Here is a 23,071-nt window from a genome sequence, read left to right on the forward strand (position 1 = left end):
ATCGAGGTGTCGGATGAGCGGGATCGTCGAAGGTCGCGTGGTGATCGTCACGGGTGCGGCCAGGGGCATCGGGCGCGGGCACGCCCTGGAGTTCGCCAGGCAGGGCGCGAAGGTGGTGGTCAACGACCTGGGCGCGGAGGTGGACGGCACGGGCTCGTCCGGGGCCGCCGCCGAGGTGGTGGCCGAGATCGAGGCCATGGGCGGCCAGGCGATCGTCAACGGCGAGGACGTCTCCGACTTCGACGGCGCGAAGCGCCTGATCGGGGCGGCCGTCGAGCATTTCGGCGACCTGCACGTGCTGGTCAACAACGCCGGGATCCTGCGCGACCGCATGCTGGTCAACATGACCGCCGACGAGTGGGACGCGGTGATCAGGGTGCACCTGCGCGGCACGTTCGCGCCCCTGCGGCACGCCGCCGCCTACTGGCGGTCCAAGGCCAAGTCCGGTGAGCGGGTCGACGCCCGGATCATCAACACGACGTCGTCCTCCGGCATCTACGGCAACCCGGGCCAGGGCAACTACGGCGCGGCCAAGGCGGGCATCGCCGGGCTGACCGTGATCGCCGCCAGGGAGCTGGAACGCTACGGCGTGACGGTCAACGCCATCGCCCCCGCCGCGCTCACCCGCATGACGGAGAACCTGATCCCGGCCGGGGCGACCGGCGCCGACCCCGACGACATCGCGCCGCTGGTGGTCTGGCTGGCCAGCGCCGAGGCGCGCGGCGTCACCGGGCGGGTGTTCAACGTGCGCGGCGGGATGATAAGCGTGGCCGAGGGCTGGCACGCCGGCCCCGGGGTGGACAAGGGCGGCCGCTGGGACCCGGCCGAGCTGGGCGCGGTCATCCCCGCCCTGGTGGACAAGGCCGCGCCCAACGCCCTGACCAACGGCCGCATCCCCGGGCGGGAGGACTGACATGCCGCTCGACCACTCGCTGATCGGCGTCGAGGGCCCGGCCCACGAGCGCACCTGGACCGCCGAGGACACCATGCTGTACGCGCTCGGCGTCGGCTCGGGCCTGGACGAGCTGGAGTTCGCCAACGAGAAGGGGCAGCGGGTGCTGCCGACGTTCGCGGTGCTGGCGGCGCAGTCGCCGGGACGGCGGCTGGGCGACTTCGACCCGGCCCTGCTGGTCCACGCCGAGCAGGGCTTCGAGCTGCACCGGGAGCTGCCGCCCGCGGGCGGCGTACGGACGACGTCGAAGGTGACCGGCATCTACGACAAGGGCTCGGGCGCGCTGGTGACCACCGAGGCCAGGGCCGTGGACCTGGAGACCGGCGAGCTGGTGATCGCCTCGCGCAGCTCGGTGTTCATCCGGGGCGAGGGCGGCTTCGGCGGCGACCGGGGGCCCCGCGACGAGTGGGCGGCCCCGGACCGGGCGCCCGACCACAAGGTGACCTACCCGACCCGGCCGGACCAGGCGCTGCTCTACCGGCTGTCCGGCGACCGCAACCCGCTGCACAGCGATCCGGAGTTCGCCGCCAGGGCCGGGTTCGACCGGCCGATCCTGCACGGCTTGTGCACGTACGGCGTGACCGGGCGGGCGTTGCTGCACACGCTCGCCGGGTCGGACCCGTCACGGTTCAGGGCAATGTCGGGCCGGTTCAGCAGCCCGGTGTTCCCCGGCGAGCCGCTGACCGTCTCGATCTGGGCCGACGGCGACGACGTGCTGTTCCGCACCGCCAAGGACGACGGGACGGTGGTGATCGACCGCGGCCGGGCGACGATCAGTCGTCGCTGAGCCCCCTGAGGGGATCGAGGCGGTGGATGAGCTTCATCGCCGCCTCGATGATCTCCCTGGCCTCCTCCTCGGTGTCGGAGGTGGCCACCTCGCGGGCGGCCTCGCCGATGATGCTGGTCAGCACCGCGACCGTGAACCGGTCGAGGGGGTCTCCGCCGGCGCCGAGCAGGACGGCGTTCTGGCGCACCCACTCGCGCCCGCGGGTGCGGCGGATCAGCTCGAAGCCGGGCGGGCCGTCGCCGTCGATGAAGAGCCGGACCAGGTCGCGCCGGTCCCAGGCGCCGTCGAGGTAGGCGCGGGCCCCGGCGATCAGCAGCTCGACGGGGTCGCTGACGCCGTCCTTCTTGGCCTTGGCGACGCTGGCGGCCGACGCCTGCTCGTGGGCCGCCTGGTGGTCCTCGTAGAGGGCGAGGAACAGCTCGGTCTTGCCGCCGAAGTGGTGGTAGAGGCTGCCGACGCTGGAGCCGGCGCGGGCCACGACCTCCGAGACGTTGGAGTCGGCGAAGCCGTGCTCGCTGAAGACCTCACGGGCCGCCTGCAACATGCTCTTGCGCGTCTGAGCCGTACGGCTCCACTCCCACGAGGACTTGCGTGCCATGCCAGGCATTCTATCGCGCCGAATTCTAGAATCTGATTCTTGACCAGTGCCGCGCGGGGGTTAGAATCGCGTACTAGAGACTGATTCTAGAAATTCAGGAGGCGGCCGTGGACTTCTCGCTCAGCCCGGAGGAACGGCAGATCCGCGACACCGTGCGTGCCTTCATCGAGAAAGAGGTCATGCCGCTGGAGCCGGAGGTCCTGCGCAACGAGCGCGAAGGGCGTCCGGGGCTCGATCCCGAGGTCGTGCGCGACCTGCGCGCCAAGGCCAGGAAGTCGGGCTTCTGGGGCATCAACACCCCCGAGGAGTACGGCGGCGCGGCGCTCGGCCCGATCATGTCCGCCATCATCGCCATGGAGATGGGCCGCACGTTCGTGCCCTTCTCCTTCGGCGGCAGCGCCGACAACATCCTCTACGCCGGCACCGACGAGCAGAAGCAGCGCTACCTCGTCCCGACCATCGAGGGCGAACGGCGGTCCTGCTTCGCGATCACCGAGCCGGGCGCCGGCTCCGACGCCCGCAACATCCGCACCCGCGCCACCCGCGACGGCGCCGAGTGGGTGATCAACGGCGAGAAGACGTTCATCACCGGCGGCAGCGAGGCCGACTTCGTCATGGTGTTCGCGGTGGCCGAGGGCCACGGCGTGACCTGCTTCCTGGTCGACCGGGACATGGGCTGGAAGTCCGAGCCCATCCCGACCATGGGCGAGTGGGGGCCCGCGGCGCTGGTGTTCCAGGACGTGCGGGTGCCCGAGGAGAACATCCTGGGCGAGCTCGGCAAGGGCTTCGAGCTTGCCATGCAGTGGATCGGGCAAGGACGGTACATGATCCCGGCCCGTGCCATCGGCTCCGCCGAGCGCATGCTCCAGATGGCCATCGACTACGCCAAGATCCGCAAGTCGATGGGCCAGGCCATCTCGGAGTACCAGGCCATCCAGTGGATGATCGCCGACTCCCAGGTGGAGATCGAGGCGGCCAAGTGGCTCACCCTCCACGCGGCCTGGCAGGTGCAGCAGGGCATGGACGCCCGGCACGCCTCCTCCATCGCCAAGCTCAACGGCGCCGTGATGGCCAACCAGGTCGTGGACCGGGTGCTGCAGATCCACGGCGGCATGGGATACACCAAGGAGCTGCCGGTCGAGCGGTGGTACCGGGAGCTGCGCCTGCTGCGCATCTTCGAGGGCACCGACGAGATCCAGCGCCGCACGATCGCCCGCAACCTCATCAAGGGCCACGCCAGGCTCGGCCTGATCGGAGAGTAGTCCATGTCGGTCGAGGCACTGTTCAACCCGCGCTCGATCGCCCTGGTGGGGGCCACGGACAAGTCGGGCTGGTCGGTCAGCACGCTGCTGAACCTGCGCACCCACGGCTTCTCCGGGCCCGTCCACCTGGTCAACCCCAGGGGCGGGGTGGTGCACGGGTCGCCGGCCTTCCGCAGCCTGAGCGAGATCCCCTCCCCCGTCGACCTGGCCTACGTCATGGTGCCGACGGCCGCCGTGCTCGGCGTGCTGAAGGAGGGCGCCAAGCTGGGCATCGGCTGTTACGTGATCCTCACGGCGGGGTTCGGGGAGGCCGGCGCGGAGGGCGCGCGGCTGGAGGCGGAGATCGCCGGGTTCGCCCGCGAGAACGGCCTGACGATCCTCGGGCCGAACGGCAACGGCTACATCAACGCCGCCGCCGACGTGACCCCGTACGGGCTGCCCATCCCCGAGCCGCTGCTGCGCGGGTCGGTCGGCGTGGTGCTGCAGAGCGGCGCGCTGGCCAGCTCGGTGCTCGGCTTCGCCCAGGCCCGCAACGTCGGCGTCAGCCTGCTGACCTCGATGGGCAACGAGTCAGTCGTCACGGTCACCGACGTCGTCGACTACCTCGTGGACGACCCGGCGACCCGGGTCATCGCCCTGTTCCTGGAGACGATCAGGAACCCGGCCGAGTTCTCCCGGGTCGCCCGCCGGGCGCTGCTGGCGGGCAAGCCGATCGTCGCGCTCAAGATCGGCCGCAGCCGACTCGCCTCGCGCACCGCGCAGGCCCACACGGGCGCGCTCGTGGGCGACGACGACGTCATCGACGCCGCCATGCGCCAGCTCGGCGTGATCAGGGTGCGCTCGCTGGAGGACCTGATCATCACCTCCGGGCTGCTGGCCGCCACCGGCCCGCTGCCCGGCCGCCGGGTGGGCGTCGTCACCCCGTCGGGCGGCGCGTCCGAGATCATCGCGGACCGGGCCGAGGACGAGGGCCTGGAGCTGCCGCCCTTCTCCGCGGCCACGGTCGAGACGCTGGCCGGGATCGTGCCGTCGTTCGGCACCGTGCAGAACCCGCTCGACGTCACCGGCTATGTCCTCGTCGACCGCACCCTGCTCGGCCGCGCCCTGGAGACGGTGACCGCCGATCCCGGCATCGACCTGGTCATGCTGCTGTCCGAACCGCCCAGGATCGCCCCCGCGGACCCCGCGCCCGTCCTGGCCATGTACGAGGCCAGCGCGCGGCGCATCGCCGAGTCGCCGGTGCCGGTCGTGGTGGTGAGCAACGTGCTGACCGACGTCACGGAGTTCGGGCGGCAGGTGCAGCGGGAGACCGGGTTCCCGTACGTCATGGGCGGGATCGAGCACGGCCTGACCGCGCTCGGCGCGGCGGTGCGCTGGTCGGAGGCCCACCGCAGGGCCCTGACCGGCGCCGGCCCGGCCGGGCGGGCGGCGGTCGGCGGCGCATCCTGGGTTGCATCCGGGGGCGCGCCCGAGGGTGCGCACGGCGTGTGGGCCGAGCACCGGGCCGCCGCCCTGCTCGCCGCCGCGGGGCTGCCCGTGGTGCCGTCCGAGACCGCAGCGGACGAGGCGGCGGCGGTGGCCGCGGCCGAACGGTTCGGCTACCCGGTGGTGCTCAAGGCCGCCGCCGAAGGGCTCGGGCACAAGAGCGACATCGGCGGGGTGCGGCTCGGGCTGTCCGGCCCGGAGGAGGTGCGGCAGGCCTATCGGGAGGTGGTGGCCGCGGCGCGGGCGCACGCCCCCGACGCGGGCGTGTTGGTCCAGCCGCAACGCGGCGGCGGGATCGAGCTGCTGGCGGGCGTGGTGCGCGACCCGGCCTGGGGGCTCACCCTGGCGGTCGGGCTCGGCGGCGTCTGGGTGGAGGTGCTGCGGGACGCGGCCCTGCGCGTGCTGCCGGTGGACGCCGGCGAGGTCCGCCGGGCCCTGTCCGAGCTGCGCGGCGCGGCCCTGCTGGACGGCGCCAGGGGCACCGAGCCCGCCGACCTGGACGCGGTGGCCGACGTGGTGGCCGGCATCGCCGCGTTCGCCGAGAGCCTGGGCGACGACCTGGAGTCCCTGGAGATCAACCCGCTCCTGGTCACCGGCTCCCGCGTCGAGGCCCTGGACGCGCTCATCACCTGGCGTCCGCCGCCCTCCTGACCTGCCCTGGCAGCTCGGGCGCCCTTGCTCAGTGCCCGAGGCTCTTCAGCAGGATCATCACGGCTCCCAGGGCGCCCGAGCCGGCTCCGCAGAGCAACCGGATCCAGAGCCGGTCGGTCTTGGGCGCCGCCGCGAAGAAGCCGAGCACGGTGAGCAGGACGACGGACACGCCGATCTCCAGGTACACCGACGCGTCCACGGACATCACGCCGGTCATCGCCAGGCACAAGATCACCGTGAGCGGGACCAGCCCCCACAACATGCCCGTGGACCGCGTCACCGCGCCGCGCACCGCCGTGCGCACGTCCGGCGACCGGTCGCCGACGATCTCGGCGAACGCGTGCGCGATCCAGAACACGCTGACCGTGCCGATCGCGGTCGCCAGCAGCTCGGCCGGGTCGGCGATCCAGTGCGAGAGCCCGGAGACGGCGCCGGCCGTCAGGATGGTCCCGTAGACCGACTCTCCGTTGACGAACCGCCCCACCCCGCGCGCGGCTCCCGTGCTCACCCGACGAATCTAGTACGGCCCCCGCGCGCTGCCGGGCACCCGACGCGCCCGCCGGAACGGTTTTTCGCGCCCGTCTGGACGGTGTTTCGCCCCCTCTCGCGGCAGCTTTCGCGCCCTCGCCCGCCCTTGACCTCGTGGCTCGGGCGCGTGTCGGTGGCGGCCGCCCGTGCCCGCAGCAGCGCGGGCGGCCGTCACCGGTCCGGGGGCGGGGTGGTGGCTACTCGACCTCGATGGGCAGCTCGTAGACCTCCGTCGTGGGGTGGCCGGCCTTCTCGTGCACCCGCATCACCGCCTCCTTCGACGGCCCCGACGACAGGCAGAACACCTTGCCCGAGTCCGGATCGAGCCAGGCCCGCTCGAAGTGCACGCCCTCGGCCCCCTCGACCGCCAGGTCCCGCTCATGGGCCTCGCGCAACTGCTCCTCGGTGACACCGACGAAACCACTGTGCACGTCCATGAACTTCGGCATCGCCGTCTCCTCTTCTCAGGATCTTCCGCTTCCGATGGAGAGGCGTTCCATTCCGTTCCATCCCGTTCCATCGGCCCGTCCGGGCCCGCCTGCCCGCAGGGCCGGGTGCGGAACCTAGGGCAACCGGGAGGCCAGGACGAGGGTGGCGGCGGAGGCGAACATGCCGCCGTTGCCCAGCACCACGCTCACCTCCACGTCCGGCACCTGCGCCGCGGCCTCGCCCCGGAGCTGCCGCACCGACTCCTGGATGGCGAACATGCCGTACATGCCGGTGTGCGTGTAGGACAGGCCGCCGCCGTTGGTGTTCATCGGCAGCCGGCCGCCGGGCGAGGTGTGGCCTTCGGCGATGAACGCCCCCGCCTCGCCCCGGCCGACGAAGCCCAGGTCCTCCAGGCCGTAGACGGGCACGTGGGCGAAGGCGTCGTACACCATCAGGTGGTCGACGTCGTGGTGGGAGATCTCGGCCTCGGCGAAGGCGGCCTGCCCGGACAGGCGGAAGCCCTTGGAGGTGGTGAAGTCCTCCATCTGCGAGACCATCGGCGCGTCCATGGCCTCGCCGGAGCCGAGCAGGTACACCGGCGGGCGGCGCGACAGCTCCTCGGAGGTGACGACCAGCGCGCCGCCGCCGTCCGTCACCAGGCAGCATTCCAGCAGGTGGAAGGGGTAGGCGACGAGCTTCGACGCGAGCACGTCCTCGACCGTGATCAGGTCGCGGTACATGGCCCGCGGGTTCCGGGAGGCCCAGCGGCGCTGCGCGACCGCCACCTCGGCCAGTTGCTCGTGGGTGAGACCGGTCTCCTTCATGTGGCGCAGCGCCGTGACGGTGAACGACGTCGGCGGCCCGACCACCCCGTACGGCAGCTCGAACTGCCCGAGCAGCGAGTCCGCGCCCAGCCCCCACCGGCCGGCGCCGACGCGCGACCGTCCCGACTCGCCGTGCGTGATCAGCACGGTACGGCACAGCCCGGCCCGGATGGCGGCGGCGGCGTGCCGAACGTGGAACAGGAAGGACGACCCGCCCACGCCCGTGCCGTCGAGCCAGGAGGGCGTGATGCCGAGGGCGTGGGCGACCTGGATGGGGCCGGGCGTGCCGACCGTGGCGATGCCGTCGATGTCGTGTTTCGTCATGCCCGCGTCGGCGAGGGCGTTGCGCGCGGCCTCCAGGTGCAGCTGGAAGGTGGAGCGGTCCGGCAGGCGGCCGATCTCGTCGGTCTCGGCCGCCCCGGCGATCACGATGTTCATCGGGCGCCCTCCGCGGGCTCGAAGAGCGGCACGTGCACGTCGCCGCGCCGCTCGAACACCACCCGCAGCTCCATGTCCAGCGGCAGGTTCTCGGGGGTGTTGGGCACGCCGACGATGTTGCTCATCATCCGCACGCCCTCCTCCAGCTCCACGACGGCGATGGCGTAGGGCCCATCGCCCTCGAAACCGGGCGCGGGGCGGTGGTTGATCACGTACGAGTACAGGGTCGCGCGGCCCGTCGCGCGCACCCACTCCACGTCGCCGCCGCCGCAGTGGGGGCAGCTCGGCCGGGGGTAGAAGTAGTGCCGCGCGCACGTCTGGCAGCGCTGGATCCTGAGCTCTCCCGCGGCCGTGCCGTCCCAGAACGGCTGGGTCTCGGGCGTTGGCTTCGGTGCCGGTTTCATGGGCCTCCCCATTCTAGTTCTAGAATTGCACTCTAGAGCTAGGTTCGGTTCCGGGGAAGCCTCCGCCGACTCAGGGGCTGGGAATGCCGTCGCCGTTGCGGCCGCGTCCCGCCAGCACCTCCGCCAGCGTCGGGCGGGCCTCGTCCGGGTCACGCAACCCCGGACAGGCGAGCTGGATCAGCACGCCGTGTGCCTCCTTGGGGTGCAGGAACACCTCCTGCCAGCGCATGTCGGCCCTGTTGAGGCCGTGCAGCCGGTAGCCGCGCGCGGTGAGCCGGGCGACGGCCGCGTCCATGTCCCCGACGTGGAAGTTGAGATGATGGACGCCGCCCCGCCCCCGCGTCAGCTCGAAGAAGCTGTCGAAGAACGTGGACCCGGTCAGCGGCTCCATGAGCTCGACCTTGCTCCCGTTGGAGTAGGTGAGCTGCAGCGTGCGGTACCCGCTGACCCGGTTGTCCCCGCCGCCGCCCAGATGGCGGCCGCCGAGCAGGTCGCGGTAGATCGGCAGCAGGTCCCTGATCCGGGGAGCGGCCACGGCCGTGTGGTCGAAGGTCACGTCGAGGCCGTCAAGTTCCAGGTCCACGCCCGGCTCCTTACTACGAACGAATCCTAGAATTTGATTCTAATCATCTGATACCGGGTACGCACTCTTGACGACGGCCGACGTGAGGAGCAGCATCTCAGAAATGGATTCTAGAGCTAGCTTCTAGAACTCATGACGGGGGCCTAGGCTCGACAGAAAGGCGTGTCATGAGGCTGTCCTACGTCCGCGAGCTCGACGAGTACCCGACCGGCGCCCGCCGGATGAAGATCCTCACCATGGCCGTCCTGGCCATCCTCATCGGCTCCTACGAAGGGCAGATCGCGCCCGTCGTACCCCTGCTGCTCAAAGATCTGAACATGTCGCTGGCCACGTACGGCGCGGTGTCGGGGGCGGCGGCGGTGGCCGGGGCCGTGGCGTCCATCCTGGGCGGGCGGCTCACCGACCGGGTCGGCCGGGTCCGCCTGCTCATCCCGCTCATGGCCCTGACCGCCGTGTGCTGCTTCGCCATGACGCTCGTGCACAGCCCGCGCGACCTGCTGATCGCCCGCATCCTGCTGGCCTTCGTGGACGGCGTCGCCATGGCCTCCACCGCCCCGCTGATCCGTGACTTCTCGCCACGACTCGGACGGGCGCAGGCGTTCGGGTTCTGGACGTGGGGCCCGGTGGGCGCGAACTTCCTGGCCGCCGCCGTCGCCGGCTGGACACTGCCGATCTTCGACGAGTCGTGGCGGTCGCAGTTCGTCATCATGGGCTGCTTCTCGCTGGTGATCTCGGCCGTCATCGCGTTCAACATCGCCGACCTGTCCCCCGAACTGCGGGCCAGGATCCAGCACACCGAACGCGCCGCCGAGGAGGTCGTCGACCTGAGGCGCCCGCCCACCGTCCGGTCGTTGTTCGCCCGGCGCAACATCTGGGCCCACGTCGTCGGCATCTCGCTCTGGCTGGTCCTCTACATCACGCTGTCGCTGTTCGGCCAGACGATGCTGGTGGGCGCGCTCGGCATCAGCAGCGCGCAGGCGTCCACGATCATGGCCGCGTTCTGGAGCCTGAACCTGGTCACGCTGATCGTCACCGGCCGCCTGTCGGACCGCCTGCAACTGCGCAAGCCGTTCTCGCTCGCCGGGACCATCGCCGCGGTGCTGGTCACCGCCTACCTCGCCGTCGCGCTCGGCCAGGAAGGCGTCTCCACCGGCACGCTGATGGTGGTCGGCGCCCTGCTCGGCGGCTCACTCGGCGTCGCCTACGCCCCCTGGATGGCCAACTACTCCGAGGACGCCGAGGACGCCGACCCGCGCCTGCAGGGCACGGCCTGGGGGTTGTTCGGCTTCCTGAGCAAGGCGATCGCGGTGGTCGGGCTGCTGGTCATCCCGCATGTGGTGGCGGCCACGAGCTGGCAGACCTGGCTGTTCGTGGCGCTGGGCTGCCTCGTGCTGTTCATCCCCGCGATCCTGCTCTTCAACGGCCCCTGGCGCCGCACCGCCCCGGCTCCCGTACAGGTGCCCCTGACCGAAGCCGAACGCTGACCGTCCCAGCCGAGGCCGAACACTGCGCAGTCCGGCGGCCGAGGCCGACCACTGACCCGTCCCAACGGTGGCCGAACGTTGATCGGCCCTGCCGGGACACGCGAAAAGCGGCGCGCCCCGAAGGGGGCCCGCCGCTCGTCGCAGGAATGAGACCTATGTCCCGGTGCCGGGACGAGACGTGTCCGTCAGTCCCGGTGCCGGGACGAGACGTGTCCGTCAGTCCCGGTGCCGGGATGAGACGTCAGTCCCGGTGCAGCTTCCGGTACGTCACCCGGTGGGGACGGGCCGCGTCGGCGCCGAGACGCTCGATCTTGTTCTTCTCGTAGTCGGCGAAGTTGCCCTCGAACCAGAACCAGTTCGAGCCTTCCTCCCACGCGAGGATGTGAGTGGCGATGCGGTCGAGGAACCACCGGTCGTGCGAGGTGATCACGGCGCAGCCCGGGAAGTCGAGCAGGGCGTTCTCCAGCGACGACAGCGTCTCGGTGTCGAGGTCGTTGGTCGGCTCGTCGAGCAGCAGCACATTGCCGCCCTGCTTGAGGGTGAGCGCCAGGTTGAGCCGGTTACGCTCGCCGCCCGACAGCACCCCCGCCTTCTTCTGCTGGTCGGGCCCCTTGAACCCGAACGCCGCGATGTAGGCCCGCGACGGCATCTCGACGTTGCCGACCTTGATGTGGTCGAGCCCGTCGGAGACGACCTCCCAGACGTTCTTGCTCGGGTCGATGCCGCCCCGGCTCTGGTCGGCGTAGGAGATCTTCACGGTGTCGCCGATCGTGATCGACCCCGTGTCCGGCGTCTCCCCACCCGTGATCATGCGGAACAGCGTGGTCTTGCCGACGCCGTTGGGGCCGATGACGCCGACGATGCCGTTACGCGGCAGGTCGAACGTCAGGCTCTCCATCAGCAGGCGGTCGCCGAAGCCCTTGGTGAGCTGGTCCGCCTTGATCACCGTGGTGCCCAGACGCGGGCCCGGCGGGATCTGGATCTCCTCGAAGTCCAGCTTGCGGAACTTGTCGGCCTCGGCGGCCATCTCCTCGTACCGCTGGAGACGGGCCTTGCTCTTGGTCTGGCGGGCCTTGGGGTTGGAGCGCACCCACTCCAGCTCGTCCTCCAGGCGCTTCTTGCGCTTGGCATCCTTCTGGCCCTCGACCTTCAGGCGCTGGGCCTTCATGTCGAGGTAGGTGGAGTAGTTGCCCTCGTAGGGGTAGCAGCGGCCGCGGTCGAGCTCCAGGATCCAGGTGGCCACGTTGTCCAGGAAGTACCGGTCGTGGGTGACGGCCAGCACCGTGCCGGCGTACTTCTCCAGGTGCGACTCCAGCCACTGCACGCTCTCGGCGTCGAGGTGGTTGGTGGGCTCGTCGAGCAGCAGCAGGTCGGGGGCCTCAAGCAGCAGCTTGCACAGCGCCACGCGGCGGCGCTCACCACCGGACAGCTTGCTCACCTCGGCGTCGGGCGGCGGGCAGCGCAGGGCGTCCATCGCCTGCTCCAGCTGGCTGTCGAGGTCCCACGCGTTGCGGTGCTCCAGCTGGTCCTGGAGCTTGCCCATCTCCTCCAGCAGCTCGTCGCTGTAGTCGGTGGCCATCTGCTCGGCGATCTGGTTGTAGCGCTCGAGCATCGCCATCGTCTCGGCGACACCCTCCTGCACGTTGCCCAGAACGGTCTTTTCCTCGTTGAGCGGCGGCTCCTGCTGGAGCATGCCGACCGTGAAGCCCGGCATCAGCTTGGCGTCGCCATTGGACGGCTGCTCCAGGCCGGCCATCATCCGGAGCAGCGTCGACTTCCCGGTGCCGTTCGGCCCCAGGACACCGATCTTGGCTCCGGGCAGGAACGACAGCGTGACGTCGTCAAGGACAACCTTGTCGCCGTGCGCCTTGCGCACGCGCTGCAGCGTGTAGATGTACTCCGGCATGCTCCCTAGCTTAGAGGCTGCACACGCAGGCTTCCGCCGCCCAGCCCCTTTCACCTCCGCCCTTCCCCGCTCCGCCCTGCACCCCCACCCCTCCAACCCCACGTCCCCCGAACGCCTTGACGTCCGTGGGTCGCCCCCTGGCCACCCTCGCGCAGAAGAACGCCATGACCTCCCATGCCCGGCCCCCGCTTCGGGGGCGGGCGCTGCTCGCACCCCCGACCTCAGCTGACCGCGACCTCTGTCACCCCTCCTTGCCCCCCTTGGTCACGGCCTCCCGCGCGACAGCCGCCTTCACCACGGGCCTTGCGCGCCACGGTTTCCTAAGCCGCGGCCTCCTAGGTCGCGGCGCCTGCGGTGGTCCCCGTGATGGTCCCCCGCGTTGCGAGGAGGGCGGTGGCTGCGGCTCGTGCCTGTTGTGCCGGGTGGGTCGAGTGTTCACGTACTGCCGTGACGATGGCCCCGTCCACCAGCAGGACGAACAGGTGCGCCAGCTCGGCGGCGTCGTCGCGACCGTCGCGCTCGAGCAGCCCCGCGACGTACGCCCGCACGCGCTCCTTGTGCTCGGCCGCCACCCGATGAGCCGCACTGTCCGGATCCGCCGTCTCGATCATGGTGTTGATGAAGGCGCACCCACGGAAATCCGCCCGCGCGAACCGTTCGGCCAGGGCGTCGAAGACGTCCAGCGGATGCCCACCCAGAGCCTCCACGCGTTCGGCCAGCCAGGCCCGCCACCGCTCGTCCCGCCGCCGCAGTACGGCCACGACCAGGTCGTCCTTGCTCGGGAAGTGCCGGTAGAAGGAGGCGCGGCCCACTCCCGAGACACTCAGGATCCGCTCGACGCCCACCGCCCTGATCCCCTCCGCGTAGAAGAGGTCCTCGGCGGCGTCGAGCAGGCGTTCACGTGCACGTGTGGGCATACCGCCAAGCTATCCCGAACTTCCCTAAAACGGAACCGTTCGGTATCGTCTTGCCTCGATGGAACCGATCAGTACCGTTTTGGAGACGTCATGCCCCGCCTTCCGCAACTGACAGAAGACAATGACGGTTTGCTCGACCAGACCCGCCGCCAGCTCGGCAAGGTCCCCAACCTGTACGCCGCCCTCGCCAACGGCCCAGCCGCCCTGGCGGGATACCTCGCGATGCGCGAGCACCTCAGCTCGGGCGCCCTCACCCCGAGGCTGAGGGAGCAGATCGCGCTGCTGGTCGCCCAGGAGAACCACTGCACGTACTGCGTGAGCGCCCACACCATGCGCGGACGCCGTATGGGCATGTCCGACGAGGAACTTCTCAAGACACGCCAGGGCTCGGACCACGAGCCGCACGCGGCCGCAGTCCTGGCGATCACTCAGGCGATCATGCACACGGGCGGCGCGGTGAGCGACGCGGACCTGGACGCCGCACGGGCCGCCGGCGTCTCGGACGCGGAACTCGCCGAGATCGTGGGCCACATCGCCCTGAACACCTTGTCCAACTACTTCAACCACCTCGCCCAGCCCGAGCTGGACTTCCCGGAGGTGCAGGCATGAACCCCACCTGGAGAAACGGCACCGTCGAACTCGTCGACGGCTACACGCTGACCGACTCCGAGGGCCGCCGGGTGTCGACCGTGGAAGGAGTGCGGTTCGCCGTCGAGGGCGGGTATCTCAACGTCGAGGTCCCCGGCGTGCCTCACGTCCAGATCGTCTCGGCTCCCGCCGTCCGCCTGGTCACCTGCGACAGCGTCACCACGCCCTGACGCCCGAGGCGCACCGGCCACGACCCGAGGGCAGGCCCCTGACCCGTTCCCCCTCAGGCGCCTGCCCGCACCCTCGCACATCACACCGTGTGCCTCACGGCAGGTCACACGGCTTGCTCCTCGGGCGACGGCGGTTGTGGCGGCTGGACGACGGGGATGCAGACACGGTCCCGGCCCAGTTCCTTGGCCCGATAAAGAGCCAGATCGGCGGCGGCCAGCAGGTCGATCAGATCGTCGCCGTGCACGCACATCAACGCGACCCCGACCGAGATCGTGATCCGGATCAGAGCCTCGTCCACCGGGATGGCCATGTGCCCGATGTGCGTACGAAGTCGCTCGGCGACCTGCCGCGCCTCGTCGACGTCCGCCCCCGGCAGCAGGACGACGAACTCCTCGCCGCCGAACCGCCCCACCACGTCGGAGTCCCGCAACTCCCTGCGCAGCATGGCTGCCACTCCGGCCAGCACCTCGTCGCCGACCAGGTGCCCGTGGGCGTCGTTCACCCGTTTGAAGTGGTCGATGTCGATGATCAGCAGCGCCAGCGTGTCACCGCTGCGGCGCGCCCGCAGGATCTCGGTGTCGGCCTCCCGCTGCCAGGCGGCCGCGTTGAGCAGCCCGGTCTTCGAGTCGGTACGGGCGGCGGCCTGCAACTGCGCATGCAACAGGCTGCGTTGCAGCAGGACGACCGGCGGCAACGCGAGCACCAGCAGAGCCAGATTGAGCCCGCACCCGATCGAGACCGTGACTCCGAGGCACAGCTCGACGACGTCCAGCAGGACGCTCTCCCGGTTCCACAACACCTCCTGCCACGACCCCTCAGGATCGGACGTGTGCGCCGCGACCGCGATGAGACCGATGTTGAGCAGGGAGAACAGCACGGCGGCCGCAGCCGCGTAGGCGATCGGCGGCCCACTTCCCAGCGTCAGCACCCAGGGATCTGGCACGACCCAGTGGAAGGCGACCGACGCCGTGCAGCCGGCCAGGCCGATGGCCGCCGAGCTGAACACCCGGCGGTAGAGAACTGTGGCGCGCACGCGCACCTGGAGAAGGATCTGCAGCACGATCGGCGCGAAGAGGGCGTAGACCGGCGGCAGGAGCAGGGCGACCGGCAGCCACCAGGCCGACAACAGGTCACGCGAGACTCCGGCGGGCATGCCCAGACGCCTGCTGGCCTCGATGCAGACCGCGCCGCACGCCATGAGAGCGGCAAAGGTCAGCAAATCCGGCCAGTGGAAATCGGTGGATCTCGTGAACAAGATGATCGCGACGGCATCTAGGGCGACAATGGCGCACAGATACGCCACAAGGGGGCGCCGTTGCCCGAGCAATGGCCAACGACCGGCCAGTCTTGACACACCGTCGCGAGACTTGATCGTGGCGTGACTGGTCGCCGCCATCTCGTCTCCTCCCTGACTAACGATGTGTAACACAATAATTGCGGAGTGTGCGTTATGCGATGGGAACCGCTACGTTGAAACGACCACGCCCGCTCACTCCGCGAGCGGGCAGTGCCGGAAAGGAGCAACCATGGTGCGGGGAGTGACCTGGACATGATCCATGCTCTAGGTATCTGACGCGGACAACCACCCCATCGGCCCCCCTTCGGGGTGACATCGGGGCCATCAGCCGATGCCCCTCCCCCTCCCCCTCCCTCTGGCCGTCCCCTGCGCGGGGCGCCGACCATCGGCTGCTGCCCTCCGCCCCGATCGCCTTCCCCCTGACCCATGGCAGGTGAACCGTCGGTCGTACCACTCCTTCATCCGGTCCATCGGCGAACTCGATGACCAGCAGGTCTGGGCCTACGCGGCGCCAAGGAGTGCGTCAAGGCAAGCGGCAGGGCCGGGATCCCGCCTCGCCGTTGCGCCAGGCCGGCACTGGCCGCCCGCGTATCTGAACTTCACCGGTAGGCGACTCCTGTGGGCGACGCCTGCCTACAGGCGGCTGATCACGGCCCCCCGCGTCCTCGATATGGGCACACCTGGCGGGTGTGGTTGTGGGGGCGTCGAGGCAAGCAGGCTGCTCGGGTTGGGGGCGGGTGTCTTCACGGCGGTTGAGTAGGTCGCCATGAAGACGCCCGCCTTCGTGGGCAGCGGCCACGTATCCGTCACGACGGGCGCATCCACCGGCGTAGATGCTCAAGCCGTCAGGTGACGTCGGTGTCAGGCTGCGGCCTTCTCCGGGGTCTGTGTCTTCGTCCGGGGCTTGCTGGACGCGCCCAGGACGCGGACCGTGGCCGCCTTGGCCGACGAAGCGCGGCCCGGATGCTCCGGCGTGACCGTGTCAGGCGTGGTGTCGTCCGCCACGGCGGGGTCGGGCTGGGGCTCGGGACGGGCGGCGGGTTGCGGGGTGGCGGCGTCGGGGTCGGTGGCCGCTATGGCCAGCGCCGTGTGGCCGGCGTCCGGCCCGGCGTCACCGTCGTGGGGCTGCGCGGGAGCGCTTCGCAGGGCGTCGGCGGCCGCGGGGACCGACGGGTCGGCGCTCGGGTGGGGGGAAGACGGGCGGACGGGCTTGGTGCCCATCGCCCAGTCCTGGGTCTCCTCGTCGAGGCGTTCGCGCATCTCCTTGGTCATCGAGCCCAGGCCGCCCCCGCGCTCCGGCTTGGTGAAGACGCCGGTGCCCCAGCGCAGGTCGTGCCCGACCGCGCTGGCCTCGATCTCCGGCATGAACCGGCGGTCGCCTTCCGCGCCGAACTCGCGGATGCGGAGCTTGCCGGACACGACGACGGGCTGCCCCGCCCGTACGCAGTCGGCGACGTTGTCGCCCAGCGCACGCCAGCAGCGGACCGTGAAGCAGACGCGCTCACCGTCGGTCCATTGCCCGGTCTTCCTGTCGAAGTAGCGGTGCGAGGTGAACACCTTCAGCGACGTGACCCTCGTGCCGTCGTCGAAGCTGTACTGCCGTGGCTCTGCTGCGACGTTTCCGGTGAGCGTGATGTAGATGTCGTTCATCCGTGCCTCCCATGCGGCGGGCGGACTGCCCGCGACCTGGGAACACGGTGCCTGAAGCAGGCCGGGCGGGGCGGGGCCGAACGCCGTTCTGTGGATGACGGGACGACGAGGCAGGACGGCTGTGGACGAAGGCCAGTGGCACAGGGGGCGTACGAGAAGAGAGGCGTCAGGCCGAGAGGTCGCGCAGGGCCGTGTAGAAGGCGTGGTGCCGGCCCAGCTCGCGTTCGACGGGCTCCACCACCATCTTCACCGACACCGTCGACACCCTGCGGCGCATCTCCCGCTCCAGACGTTCCCGCTCGCGCGAGGCCCCCAGCTCCACGAAGTTGCGCGAGGCGATGCCCGACAACGCGCCCAGCCCCAGGACGGAGGCCATCATGAGCGCCACCCACGGCAGCGCCGCGCCGTCGCCGACCAGTTGCAGGGTCGCGGGCAGCTGGGCGGGCACGGTCAGCCCGGCCACCAGCCACACCACCCCGGCCACGAACGCCACCACCAGCAGGTACTGCCAGACCTTGAGCAACCGCCACCAGCCGGGCACCCGGTCGAGGCGCGGCGCCACCTCCGTGAGCTCCTCGGTCAGCGCCTTCGGCAGCCGGGACGCGTGCGAGCGCGCGGCCTGTTGCACCGCGGTCCGCCACACCGGGTCCATCCCGGCCGACAGCCCGTCGGTGAGCGCCTGCACGGCGTTGGCCACCTCGGCGGAATGCGCGCTCACCGAGCCGGTCGTGATGCCGCGGATCTCGTCGCTGACATCTTCCAGACGCAGGCTCTTCAACGGATCCGGACGGAACTTGGCGAACCACCGCGGATACGGCCAGCCGACCCACTGGCTGGAACGCTCGGCGTAGACGTTCTCCATGGCCTCGCCGACGGCGGGGACGCCGATCGCGTCGCAGAGCGCATCGGTGAGCCCCATCCTGCGCGCCTCGTCGACCGACGACGGCACGAGCAGCGCGTCGCCTAGCGGCATGGCCTCGCCGAGCCGCTGCTCCATCCGCTGGAGGTCGGCCTCCAGCTTCTGGATGGCGGCGCGGCGGCGGCCGACGGCGGTCGCGATCACGCTCTTGAGGCTCTCGACGCCGCGCCCGGTGACGGCCGAGGTGGGAACGACGCTGGGGTGCTCGACGCCTTCCCGGCGCAGCAGGTCGTTGAGGTCGATGACCAGCTCGGCCAGCTCCGCCGCGGAGAGCTTGTCGGCCTGGTTGAGCGCGAACACGGTCACCGCGTCGTGCCCGGCCAGTTCGGTCACGTAGCGCCGGTGGGTGGAGGCGTCGGCGTACTTCTGCGGGTCGAGCACCCACACCACCAGGTCGGCCAGCCCGATGAGCCGGTCGGCCTCGTTGTCGGTGAGCGCCCGGATCGAGTCGTGGTCGGGCAGGTCGAGCAGGATCAGCCCGTGGAGCTGGCTGTCGCCCTTGTCGAGCGCGCTGGTCCGGGAGAAGCGGTGGCGCGGCTGGATCTGCAGCCAGTCGAGCAGCGGCGCCGAGCCCTCCAGCCCCCACACGCAGGCATGGGTGCGGGCCGTCGTCGGACGGCGGACGCCCGTGGGCGACAGCTCAAGCCCCGAAATGGCGTTGAACAGGGACGACTTGCCGCTCCCGGTGCCGCCCGCGAGGGCCACCACGGTGTGCTCGGACGACAGCTTGAGCCGGTCGCCGGCCCGCGTCAGCAGCGCGCCGGCCTCGGTGAGCAGTTTCTGATCGAGCCGCCCGGGACCGAGCTCCACCACCTTGTTGAGCGCGGACAACCTCGGCGCGAGGCCCGCCCTCGGGGGCGTGGTCGTCGTCATCGGGCGACCTCAAGGTTGTACGTCGCCTGGTAGAGGCGGGTCGCGACGGACTCGTCCGGGATGCCCGCCGAGTCGAGAGCGTGTACGTAACGCATGGATTCCTCGTCGAACAGCATGCCGATCCTGGCTCGCAGGTCACTGAGCGCCTTGGCGCCGATGCCGCGCAGCGACTCCGCGCCGAGCAGCGCGTTGACGAGCCGGTGCGGCACGCCCGATCCGTCGCCGCCGCTGAACATGGCGACCGTGAAGATCAGGGAGAGCGCGTCGGGATCGAACGAGACGAGCTTGGACACCGAGCGCTTGGTCACGCCCTCGGTGCGTACGAGCTCGTTCAGGTGGTCCTGCCAGGACGCGATGGCGCGCCCGGCGTGCCGCAGCAGGTTGTCCGACGGGCGGTCGAGCCCGTCGGCGAGCTTGGCGCCCAGCTCGGAACGGTGCCGCCAGCGCGCGACCACCACCTCGGCGGCGCGGTTGGCCGCGGCGACGATCACCGACTCCAGCCCGGCCCGGATCGCCGCCTTGAACGCCGTCACCCGCTCGGGCGTCTGCCTGCCCGCCTTGCCGCTCCTGCCGAACTGCAGCGAGCGCATGAGGTCGCCGGAGCCCGCGAAGTCCTGCCAGCGGGCCAGCACCTCGCCGTGCAGCAGCGAGCCGTTCTTGGACGCCTTGTCGATCTCGGCCAGCGCGCCCAGGTAGGCGGCCTCGACGTCGCTGCGCAGCTCGGCCCGGAACGCCGCCTGGCCCTCCAGATGCCTGGCCAGCGCGGGCACGCGGGTGCGGAAGCTGTTGAGCACTCCGTTCAGGGTCTCCTGCACGGCCTGCGCCCGGCGCGCCTCGTCGACCGAGAGCTCGGCCAGCCACATGCGCAGGTCGGTGACCTCGCTGTCGGGCAGCCTGCCGTCGGTCACCGTCGCCTCGTGGATCACGAACCGGTCGATGTCGCCCAGGCCGTATTCGGTCAGCATGCGGACGAAATGCTTGAGCACGACGTCGGCCGACCGGGGCTGCACCCGCGACAACACGATGGCCAGCCGGGCGCCGCGCTCCTTGGCCAGGCGCAGGAGGCTCCAGGCGGGCGCGTCGGCGTAACGGGCGGCGGTGGTCACGAAGATCCACAGATCGGCGGCGTCGAGCATGCGATGGGCGATCTCGTGGTGCTCCTCGACGACCGAGTCGATGTCGGGGGTGTCCAGCAGCGCGACGCCCTGCGGAAGCTTCTCGGTCGTCACGACGACCAGGCCGCTCGTGTCACTGTCGGGCGAGGGCCGGTCCAGCCGTTCGAGCCCGCTGAGCAGCTCGCCCTCCGCGAACCACTTCCTGTCGTCGGGGTGGCAGGCCAGGATGGGCGTGCCGGTGGTCGGGCGGCGCACTCCGGTGCGGGAGATGTTCCGCTCGGCCAGGGAGTTGACCAGGGTGGACTTGCCCGCGCCGGTGGAACCCGCGATCACGATCAGCGCGGGGGCCGTGTTGGTGCGCACCCTCGGCAGGACGTAGTTCTCCAGCTGGGCCAGCAGGTCGGCCCGCGCCTGCCTGGCCTCCTCGACTCCCGGCAGGTCGAGGCTGAAGCGCAGGTCGGACACGCTTTCGCGCAATGCGCTCAGCGCCGACGTCATCGCCTCGACGACCTCGGCCGGCAGCTCCTCGACCCGCTGCCCTCCCTCCGGCACGCCTCCCGCCTCCGACCCGGCACCGTCCTCAACGCCAGTGTCGGCGTCGCTGTCGGTGTCGGTGTCCGCGTCGATGTCGGTTTCAGCGTCGGCGGCGGCGGTTTCGGCGTTCGCCTGGGCGAGGGCATCCTCGTCGGGGTGGACGTCCGGGTCGGTGTCGGTGTCCAGGCCCGCGTCGGTGGTCAGGCCGTCGTCGGAGCCCTGGCCGCCGCCGGTTGCGGCGTCGGCGTCGGCGTCCGCGGCGGTTTCGGCGTCGACTTGGGCGGAGGCGTCCGCGTCGGTGTTCGGGGCGGCGTTGGGGACGGTCTCGCCGCTGTTGGCTACGGCGTCGGAGCCCGCTTCGGTGTCATCGGTCTCTACGGCGGACGTGACGTCGTCGGCGTCGGCGTCGGCGTCGGGCTCGTCCTCCGCCAGGTCTCCTGGGTCGGTCGGGTAGTCGGCGCCCAGGGGGACATCGACGGCCGGGGAGAAGGCGTCGAAGCCGGTGGGGGCTTCGGCGGAGGTGCCGGTGTCGCTGGGGTCGGCGGCGGCGCGGCTGTCGTCAGCGTCCATCGCCTCGCTGGGGTCGGCGTCGCCTTCCGCAAGGGGCGCCGCTTCGACTTCGGGAGCGGGGGCGTCATCGGGCCGGGGAGTGTCGGCCTGAGGACGGTTCCCGGCATCGGCAGCGGCGTCGGCGTCCTCGGCGGCGGAGGGGGCGGCCTCGTCGTCGTCAGGGGCGGTGTCCGCCGGGGGCGGCGGCTGCTCGGCGTCGGAAGGCGCCTCTCCGCTGTCGGCGGCGGTGGCGTCCGGGGACGCGGGCGTCGGCTCGATCTCCGAGGACGGGGCGGCGTCCTGTTCCTGGGGGCCTCGTTCCCAGAAGGCAGCGGGCCTCGGATGCGTTCCGTCCCCCTCACGCGGCTCGGCGGCGCGCGCGGGGGTGAAGAGGCTCGGACGGTCGGCCGGGTGGGACGGCGTGAAGAGGCTGGGCCCCGTGGACGGGCCGGGCTCGTCCGTACCGGCGGAGGGCTCCTGCGAAGCGGCCGGGAGCTGTGGAGCGGTGGGCCGCCGAGGCTGGACGGCCTCGTCAGCGCGCGGCGGCGGCTGGAAGAGCGACGGCCGGGCAGCCGCGGACGACGGCTCCCCCGAGGCCGACGGCCCCCCGGAAGCCGCAGACGGCGAGCCCGAGGGCGCAGCGGGCGGGGCTGAGGGGGCAGCGGGCGGGGAAGGCGTGGGGGTCCGGGGATCGGGCAGGTCGTCGTCCGTCACCGGGCGGAAGCTCAACGTCTGCTCCCCCAGCGACTCGTGCCGCCCGTCATCCATGGCGGTGTTCACGGCAAGCGCTCCGCTCGAACCATCTCGACCTCCTGGCCGACCCGCACGACGTCGCCGACGATGACGATCGCCGGAGGCCGTATCCCAGCCGCGGACACGCGGTCGGCCACGGTGGAAAGCGGTGCGATTACCGCCCGCTGGGTCGGAAGGGTACCGTCCTGTACCACCATTACGGGAGTCTCCGGCGCACGTCCGTCTCGAAGCAGCGCCTCGGCCACCTTCGGCAGCCGTTCGACGGCCATCATGAGCACCAGCGTGCCCTGGGATCGGGCCAGGGCGGGCCAGTCGACGGTGGAGGCCGGGTGGTCGGGCGCGACATGCACGGAGACGACGTGGAACTCCTGGCTCACGCCGCGATGCGTCACCGGCACCCCGGCCGCGGCCGGGACCGCGACGGCGCTGGTGATGCCGGGGACGACGAGCACCGGGATGCCGGCCTGGGCGCAGGCGATCATCTCCTCGCCGCCGCGCCCGAACACGAACGGGTCGCCGCCCTTGAGCCGGACGACGAACTTGCCCTGCCTGGCCCGGTCGACCAGCAGCTCGTTGATCTTCTCCTGGGACAGCGACCTGCCGTAGGGCACCTTGGCGGCGTCGATCAGCTCGACGTCGGGGGCGAGCTCGTCGAGCAGCGCCCGGGGCGCGAGCCGGTCGGCGACCACGACGTCGGCCTGGGCGAGGAGCTGCCGCCCGCGCACGGTGATCAGGCCGGGGTCGCCGGGGCCGCCGCCGACCAGGGCCACCCCGACGGGCTTGGTGCGGTTGCGGCGGGCGTCGACCGTGCCGTCGCGCAGCGCGCCGACGACCGCGTCGCGGATGCCCGCGGCCCGGCGCGGGTCGCCGCCCGCGGTGACGGCCACGCTGATCTCGTCGACCCGGCCGGAGGCCGGGGTCCAGGCGGCGGAGGCGTCACGGTCGTCGGCGCGCACGCACCACACCCGCTTGGCCTCGGCCTCGGCGGCGACCGCGGCGTTGACGGACCTGACGTCGGTGCAGGCCTGCACGAGCCAGGCGCCGTCGCAGTCGCCCACCTCGTACGGGCGCGCGTGCCAGGTGACCCGGCCGGTCGCGATCAGGTCGTCGAGGGCCGGGGTGACGGCCGGGGACACCACGGTGACCTCCGCACCGGCCTCGAGCAGCGCAGGGACGCGCCGCTGCGCGACGCGGCCGCCGCCCACGACGAGCACCCGGCGGCCGGAAAGCCGCAGGCCGAGGAGGTAGGGACCCATGGGGGGAATCTCCCGTTCGCGAAGGTTGTGTTTGGAGGTAAACCTACCGGCTCACCGT

20 protein-coding genes are annotated in these 23,071 nt (G+C 71.2%); 7 read left to right on the top strand and 13 right to left on the bottom strand.

Annotated features, from left to right (window positions below; translation table 11 throughout):
* Positions 1-13 precede the first annotated feature (13 nt).
* Positions 14-913: an SDR family oxidoreductase gene (locus tag AB0J71_RS13770; protein WP_352322429.1), complete on the top strand. Its 900-nt coding sequence runs from the start codon at positions 14-16 to the stop codon at positions 911-913.
* A 1-nt stretch (position 914) separates the two neighbouring features.
* Positions 915-1,739 (top strand): MaoC/PaaZ C-terminal domain-containing protein, encoded by an 825-nt coding sequence (locus AB0J71_RS13775; RefSeq protein ID WP_364414303.1) that lies wholly within the window; start codon positions 915-917, stop codon positions 1,737-1,739.
* Here AB0J71_RS13775 and AB0J71_RS13780 read toward each other — a convergent pair.
* On the bottom strand, positions 1,726-2,337 hold the full coding sequence (locus AB0J71_RS13780) for a TetR/AcrR family transcriptional regulator (RefSeq protein WP_364414305.1): 612 nt from the start codon (positions 2,335-2,337) through the stop codon (positions 1,726-1,728). The genes AB0J71_RS13775 and AB0J71_RS13780 overlap by 14 nt on opposite strands.
* A gap of 107 nt (positions 2,338-2,444) precedes the next feature.
* Here AB0J71_RS13780 and AB0J71_RS13785 point away from each other — a divergent pair, with 107 nt between their 5' ends.
* Positions 2,445-3,599, top strand: a complete 1,155-nt coding sequence (locus tag AB0J71_RS13785) for an acyl-CoA dehydrogenase family protein (RefSeq protein ID WP_364414307.1) — start codon at positions 2,445-2,447, stop codon at positions 3,597-3,599.
* A gap of 3 nt (positions 3,600-3,602) precedes the next feature.
* Entirely contained in the window at positions 3,603-5,735 is a 2,133-nt protein-coding gene (locus AB0J71_RS13790; RefSeq protein ID WP_364414309.1) for an acetate--CoA ligase family protein, read from the top strand.
* A 28-nt stretch (positions 5,736-5,763) separates the two neighbouring features.
* On the opposite strand, the gene AB0J71_RS13795 is transcribed toward AB0J71_RS13790, so the two are convergent.
* From AB0J71_RS13795 to AB0J71_RS13815, 5 genes are all read right to left on the bottom strand, one after another.
* The gene (locus AB0J71_RS13795; protein WP_364414311.1) at positions 5,764-6,243 is read right to left on the bottom strand and encodes a hypothetical protein; all 480 of its coding nucleotides are present in this window, start codon (positions 6,241-6,243) and stop codon (positions 5,764-5,766) included.
* Positions 6,244-6,460: 217 nt separating this feature from the next.
* Positions 6,461-6,712, bottom strand: coding sequence for an SCO4226 family nickel-binding protein (locus tag AB0J71_RS13800; RefSeq protein WP_125636368.1), 252 nt, complete (start codon positions 6,710-6,712; stop codon positions 6,461-6,463).
* Between the two features lie 114 nt (positions 6,713-6,826).
* Positions 6,827-7,954, bottom strand: a complete 1,128-nt coding sequence (locus AB0J71_RS13805) for a thiolase (RefSeq protein WP_352322435.1) — start codon at positions 7,952-7,954, stop codon at positions 6,827-6,829.
* Positions 7,951-8,358: a Zn-ribbon domain-containing OB-fold protein gene (locus AB0J71_RS13810; RefSeq protein ID WP_364414313.1), complete on the bottom strand. Its 408-nt coding sequence runs from the start codon at positions 8,356-8,358 to the stop codon at positions 7,951-7,953. Before AB0J71_RS13810 ends, AB0J71_RS13805 begins: the two co-directional genes overlap by 4 nt.
* A gap of 70 nt (positions 8,359-8,428) precedes the next feature.
* A complete protein-coding gene (locus AB0J71_RS13815) occupies positions 8,429-8,941 on the bottom strand; it encodes a VOC family protein (protein WP_364414315.1) in 513 nt (170 codons plus the stop codon).
* 167 nt (positions 8,942-9,108) lie between these two features.
* Between AB0J71_RS13815 and AB0J71_RS13820 the strand changes: the two genes are divergently transcribed.
* Positions 9,109-10,425, top strand: coding sequence for an MFS transporter (locus AB0J71_RS13820; RefSeq protein ID WP_352322438.1), 1,317 nt, complete (start codon positions 9,109-9,111; stop codon positions 10,423-10,425).
* A gap of 241 nt (positions 10,426-10,666) precedes the next feature.
* Here AB0J71_RS13820 and ettA read toward each other — a convergent pair whose 3' ends face one another.
* Both ettA and AB0J71_RS13830 read right to left on the bottom strand, forming a co-directional pair.
* Positions 10,667-12,331, bottom strand: coding sequence for an energy-dependent translational throttle protein EttA (gene ettA / locus AB0J71_RS13825; RefSeq protein WP_352322439.1), 1,665 nt, complete (start codon positions 12,329-12,331; stop codon positions 10,667-10,669).
* Positions 12,332-12,666: 335 nt separating this feature from the next.
* The gene (locus tag AB0J71_RS13830) at positions 12,667-13,248 is read right to left on the bottom strand and encodes a TetR/AcrR family transcriptional regulator (protein ID WP_352322440.1); all 582 of its coding nucleotides are present in this window, start codon (positions 13,246-13,248) and stop codon (positions 12,667-12,669) included.
* A gap of 129 nt (positions 13,249-13,377) precedes the next feature.
* Here AB0J71_RS13830 and AB0J71_RS13835 point away from each other — a divergent pair, with 129 nt between their 5' ends.
* Both AB0J71_RS13835 and AB0J71_RS13840 read left to right on the top strand, forming a co-directional pair.
* Positions 13,378-13,857 (top strand): carboxymuconolactone decarboxylase family protein, encoded by a 480-nt coding sequence (locus tag AB0J71_RS13835; RefSeq protein ID WP_364414317.1) that lies wholly within the window; start codon positions 13,378-13,380, stop codon positions 13,855-13,857.
* Positions 13,854-14,066 carry a hypothetical protein gene (locus tag AB0J71_RS13840; protein WP_364414319.1) on the top strand — a complete coding sequence of 71 codons (213 nt, stop codon included), beginning with the start codon at positions 13,854-13,856 and terminating at the stop codon, positions 14,064-14,066. The genes AB0J71_RS13835 and AB0J71_RS13840 overlap by 4 nt, the downstream gene beginning before the upstream one ends.
* Before the next feature lie 104 nt (positions 14,067-14,170).
* Here the strand turns inward: AB0J71_RS13840 and AB0J71_RS13845 are convergent, their stop codons facing one another.
* The 5 genes from AB0J71_RS13845 to cobA all read right to left on the bottom strand — a co-directional run bounded on the left by AB0J71_RS13845 (position 14,171) and on the right by cobA (position 23,013).
* The gene (locus AB0J71_RS13845; RefSeq protein WP_364414321.1) at positions 14,171-15,286 is read right to left on the bottom strand and encodes a GGDEF domain-containing protein; all 1,116 of its coding nucleotides are present in this window, start codon (positions 15,284-15,286) and stop codon (positions 14,171-14,173) included.
* Between the two features lie 939 nt (positions 15,287-16,225).
* Positions 16,226-17,014: a single-stranded DNA-binding protein gene (locus AB0J71_RS13850; RefSeq protein ID WP_364414323.1), complete on the bottom strand. Its 789-nt coding sequence runs from the start codon at positions 17,012-17,014 to the stop codon at positions 16,226-16,228.
* Between the two features lie 166 nt (positions 17,015-17,180).
* Positions 17,181-18,806: a YfjP family GTPase gene (locus AB0J71_RS13855; RefSeq protein WP_352322445.1), complete on the bottom strand. Its 1,626-nt coding sequence runs from the start codon at positions 18,804-18,806 to the stop codon at positions 17,181-17,183.
* A complete protein-coding gene (locus AB0J71_RS13860) occupies positions 18,803-21,784 on the bottom strand; it encodes a dynamin family protein (RefSeq protein ID WP_364414325.1) in 2,982 nt (993 codons plus the stop codon). The genes AB0J71_RS13855 and AB0J71_RS13860 overlap by 4 nt, the downstream gene beginning before the upstream one ends.
* A complete protein-coding gene (gene cobA / locus AB0J71_RS13865; RefSeq protein ID WP_352322447.1) occupies positions 21,781-23,013 on the bottom strand; it encodes a uroporphyrinogen-III C-methyltransferase in 1,233 nt (410 codons plus the stop codon). The genes AB0J71_RS13860 and cobA overlap by 4 nt, the downstream gene beginning before the upstream one ends.
* Positions 23,014-23,071 lie beyond the last annotated feature (58 nt).

The sequence above is a fragment of the Nonomuraea sp. NPDC049637 genome (genome assembly GCF_040675235.1).
Classification (GTDB): Bacteria; Actinomycetota; Actinomycetes; order Streptosporangiales; family Streptosporangiaceae; genus Nonomuraea.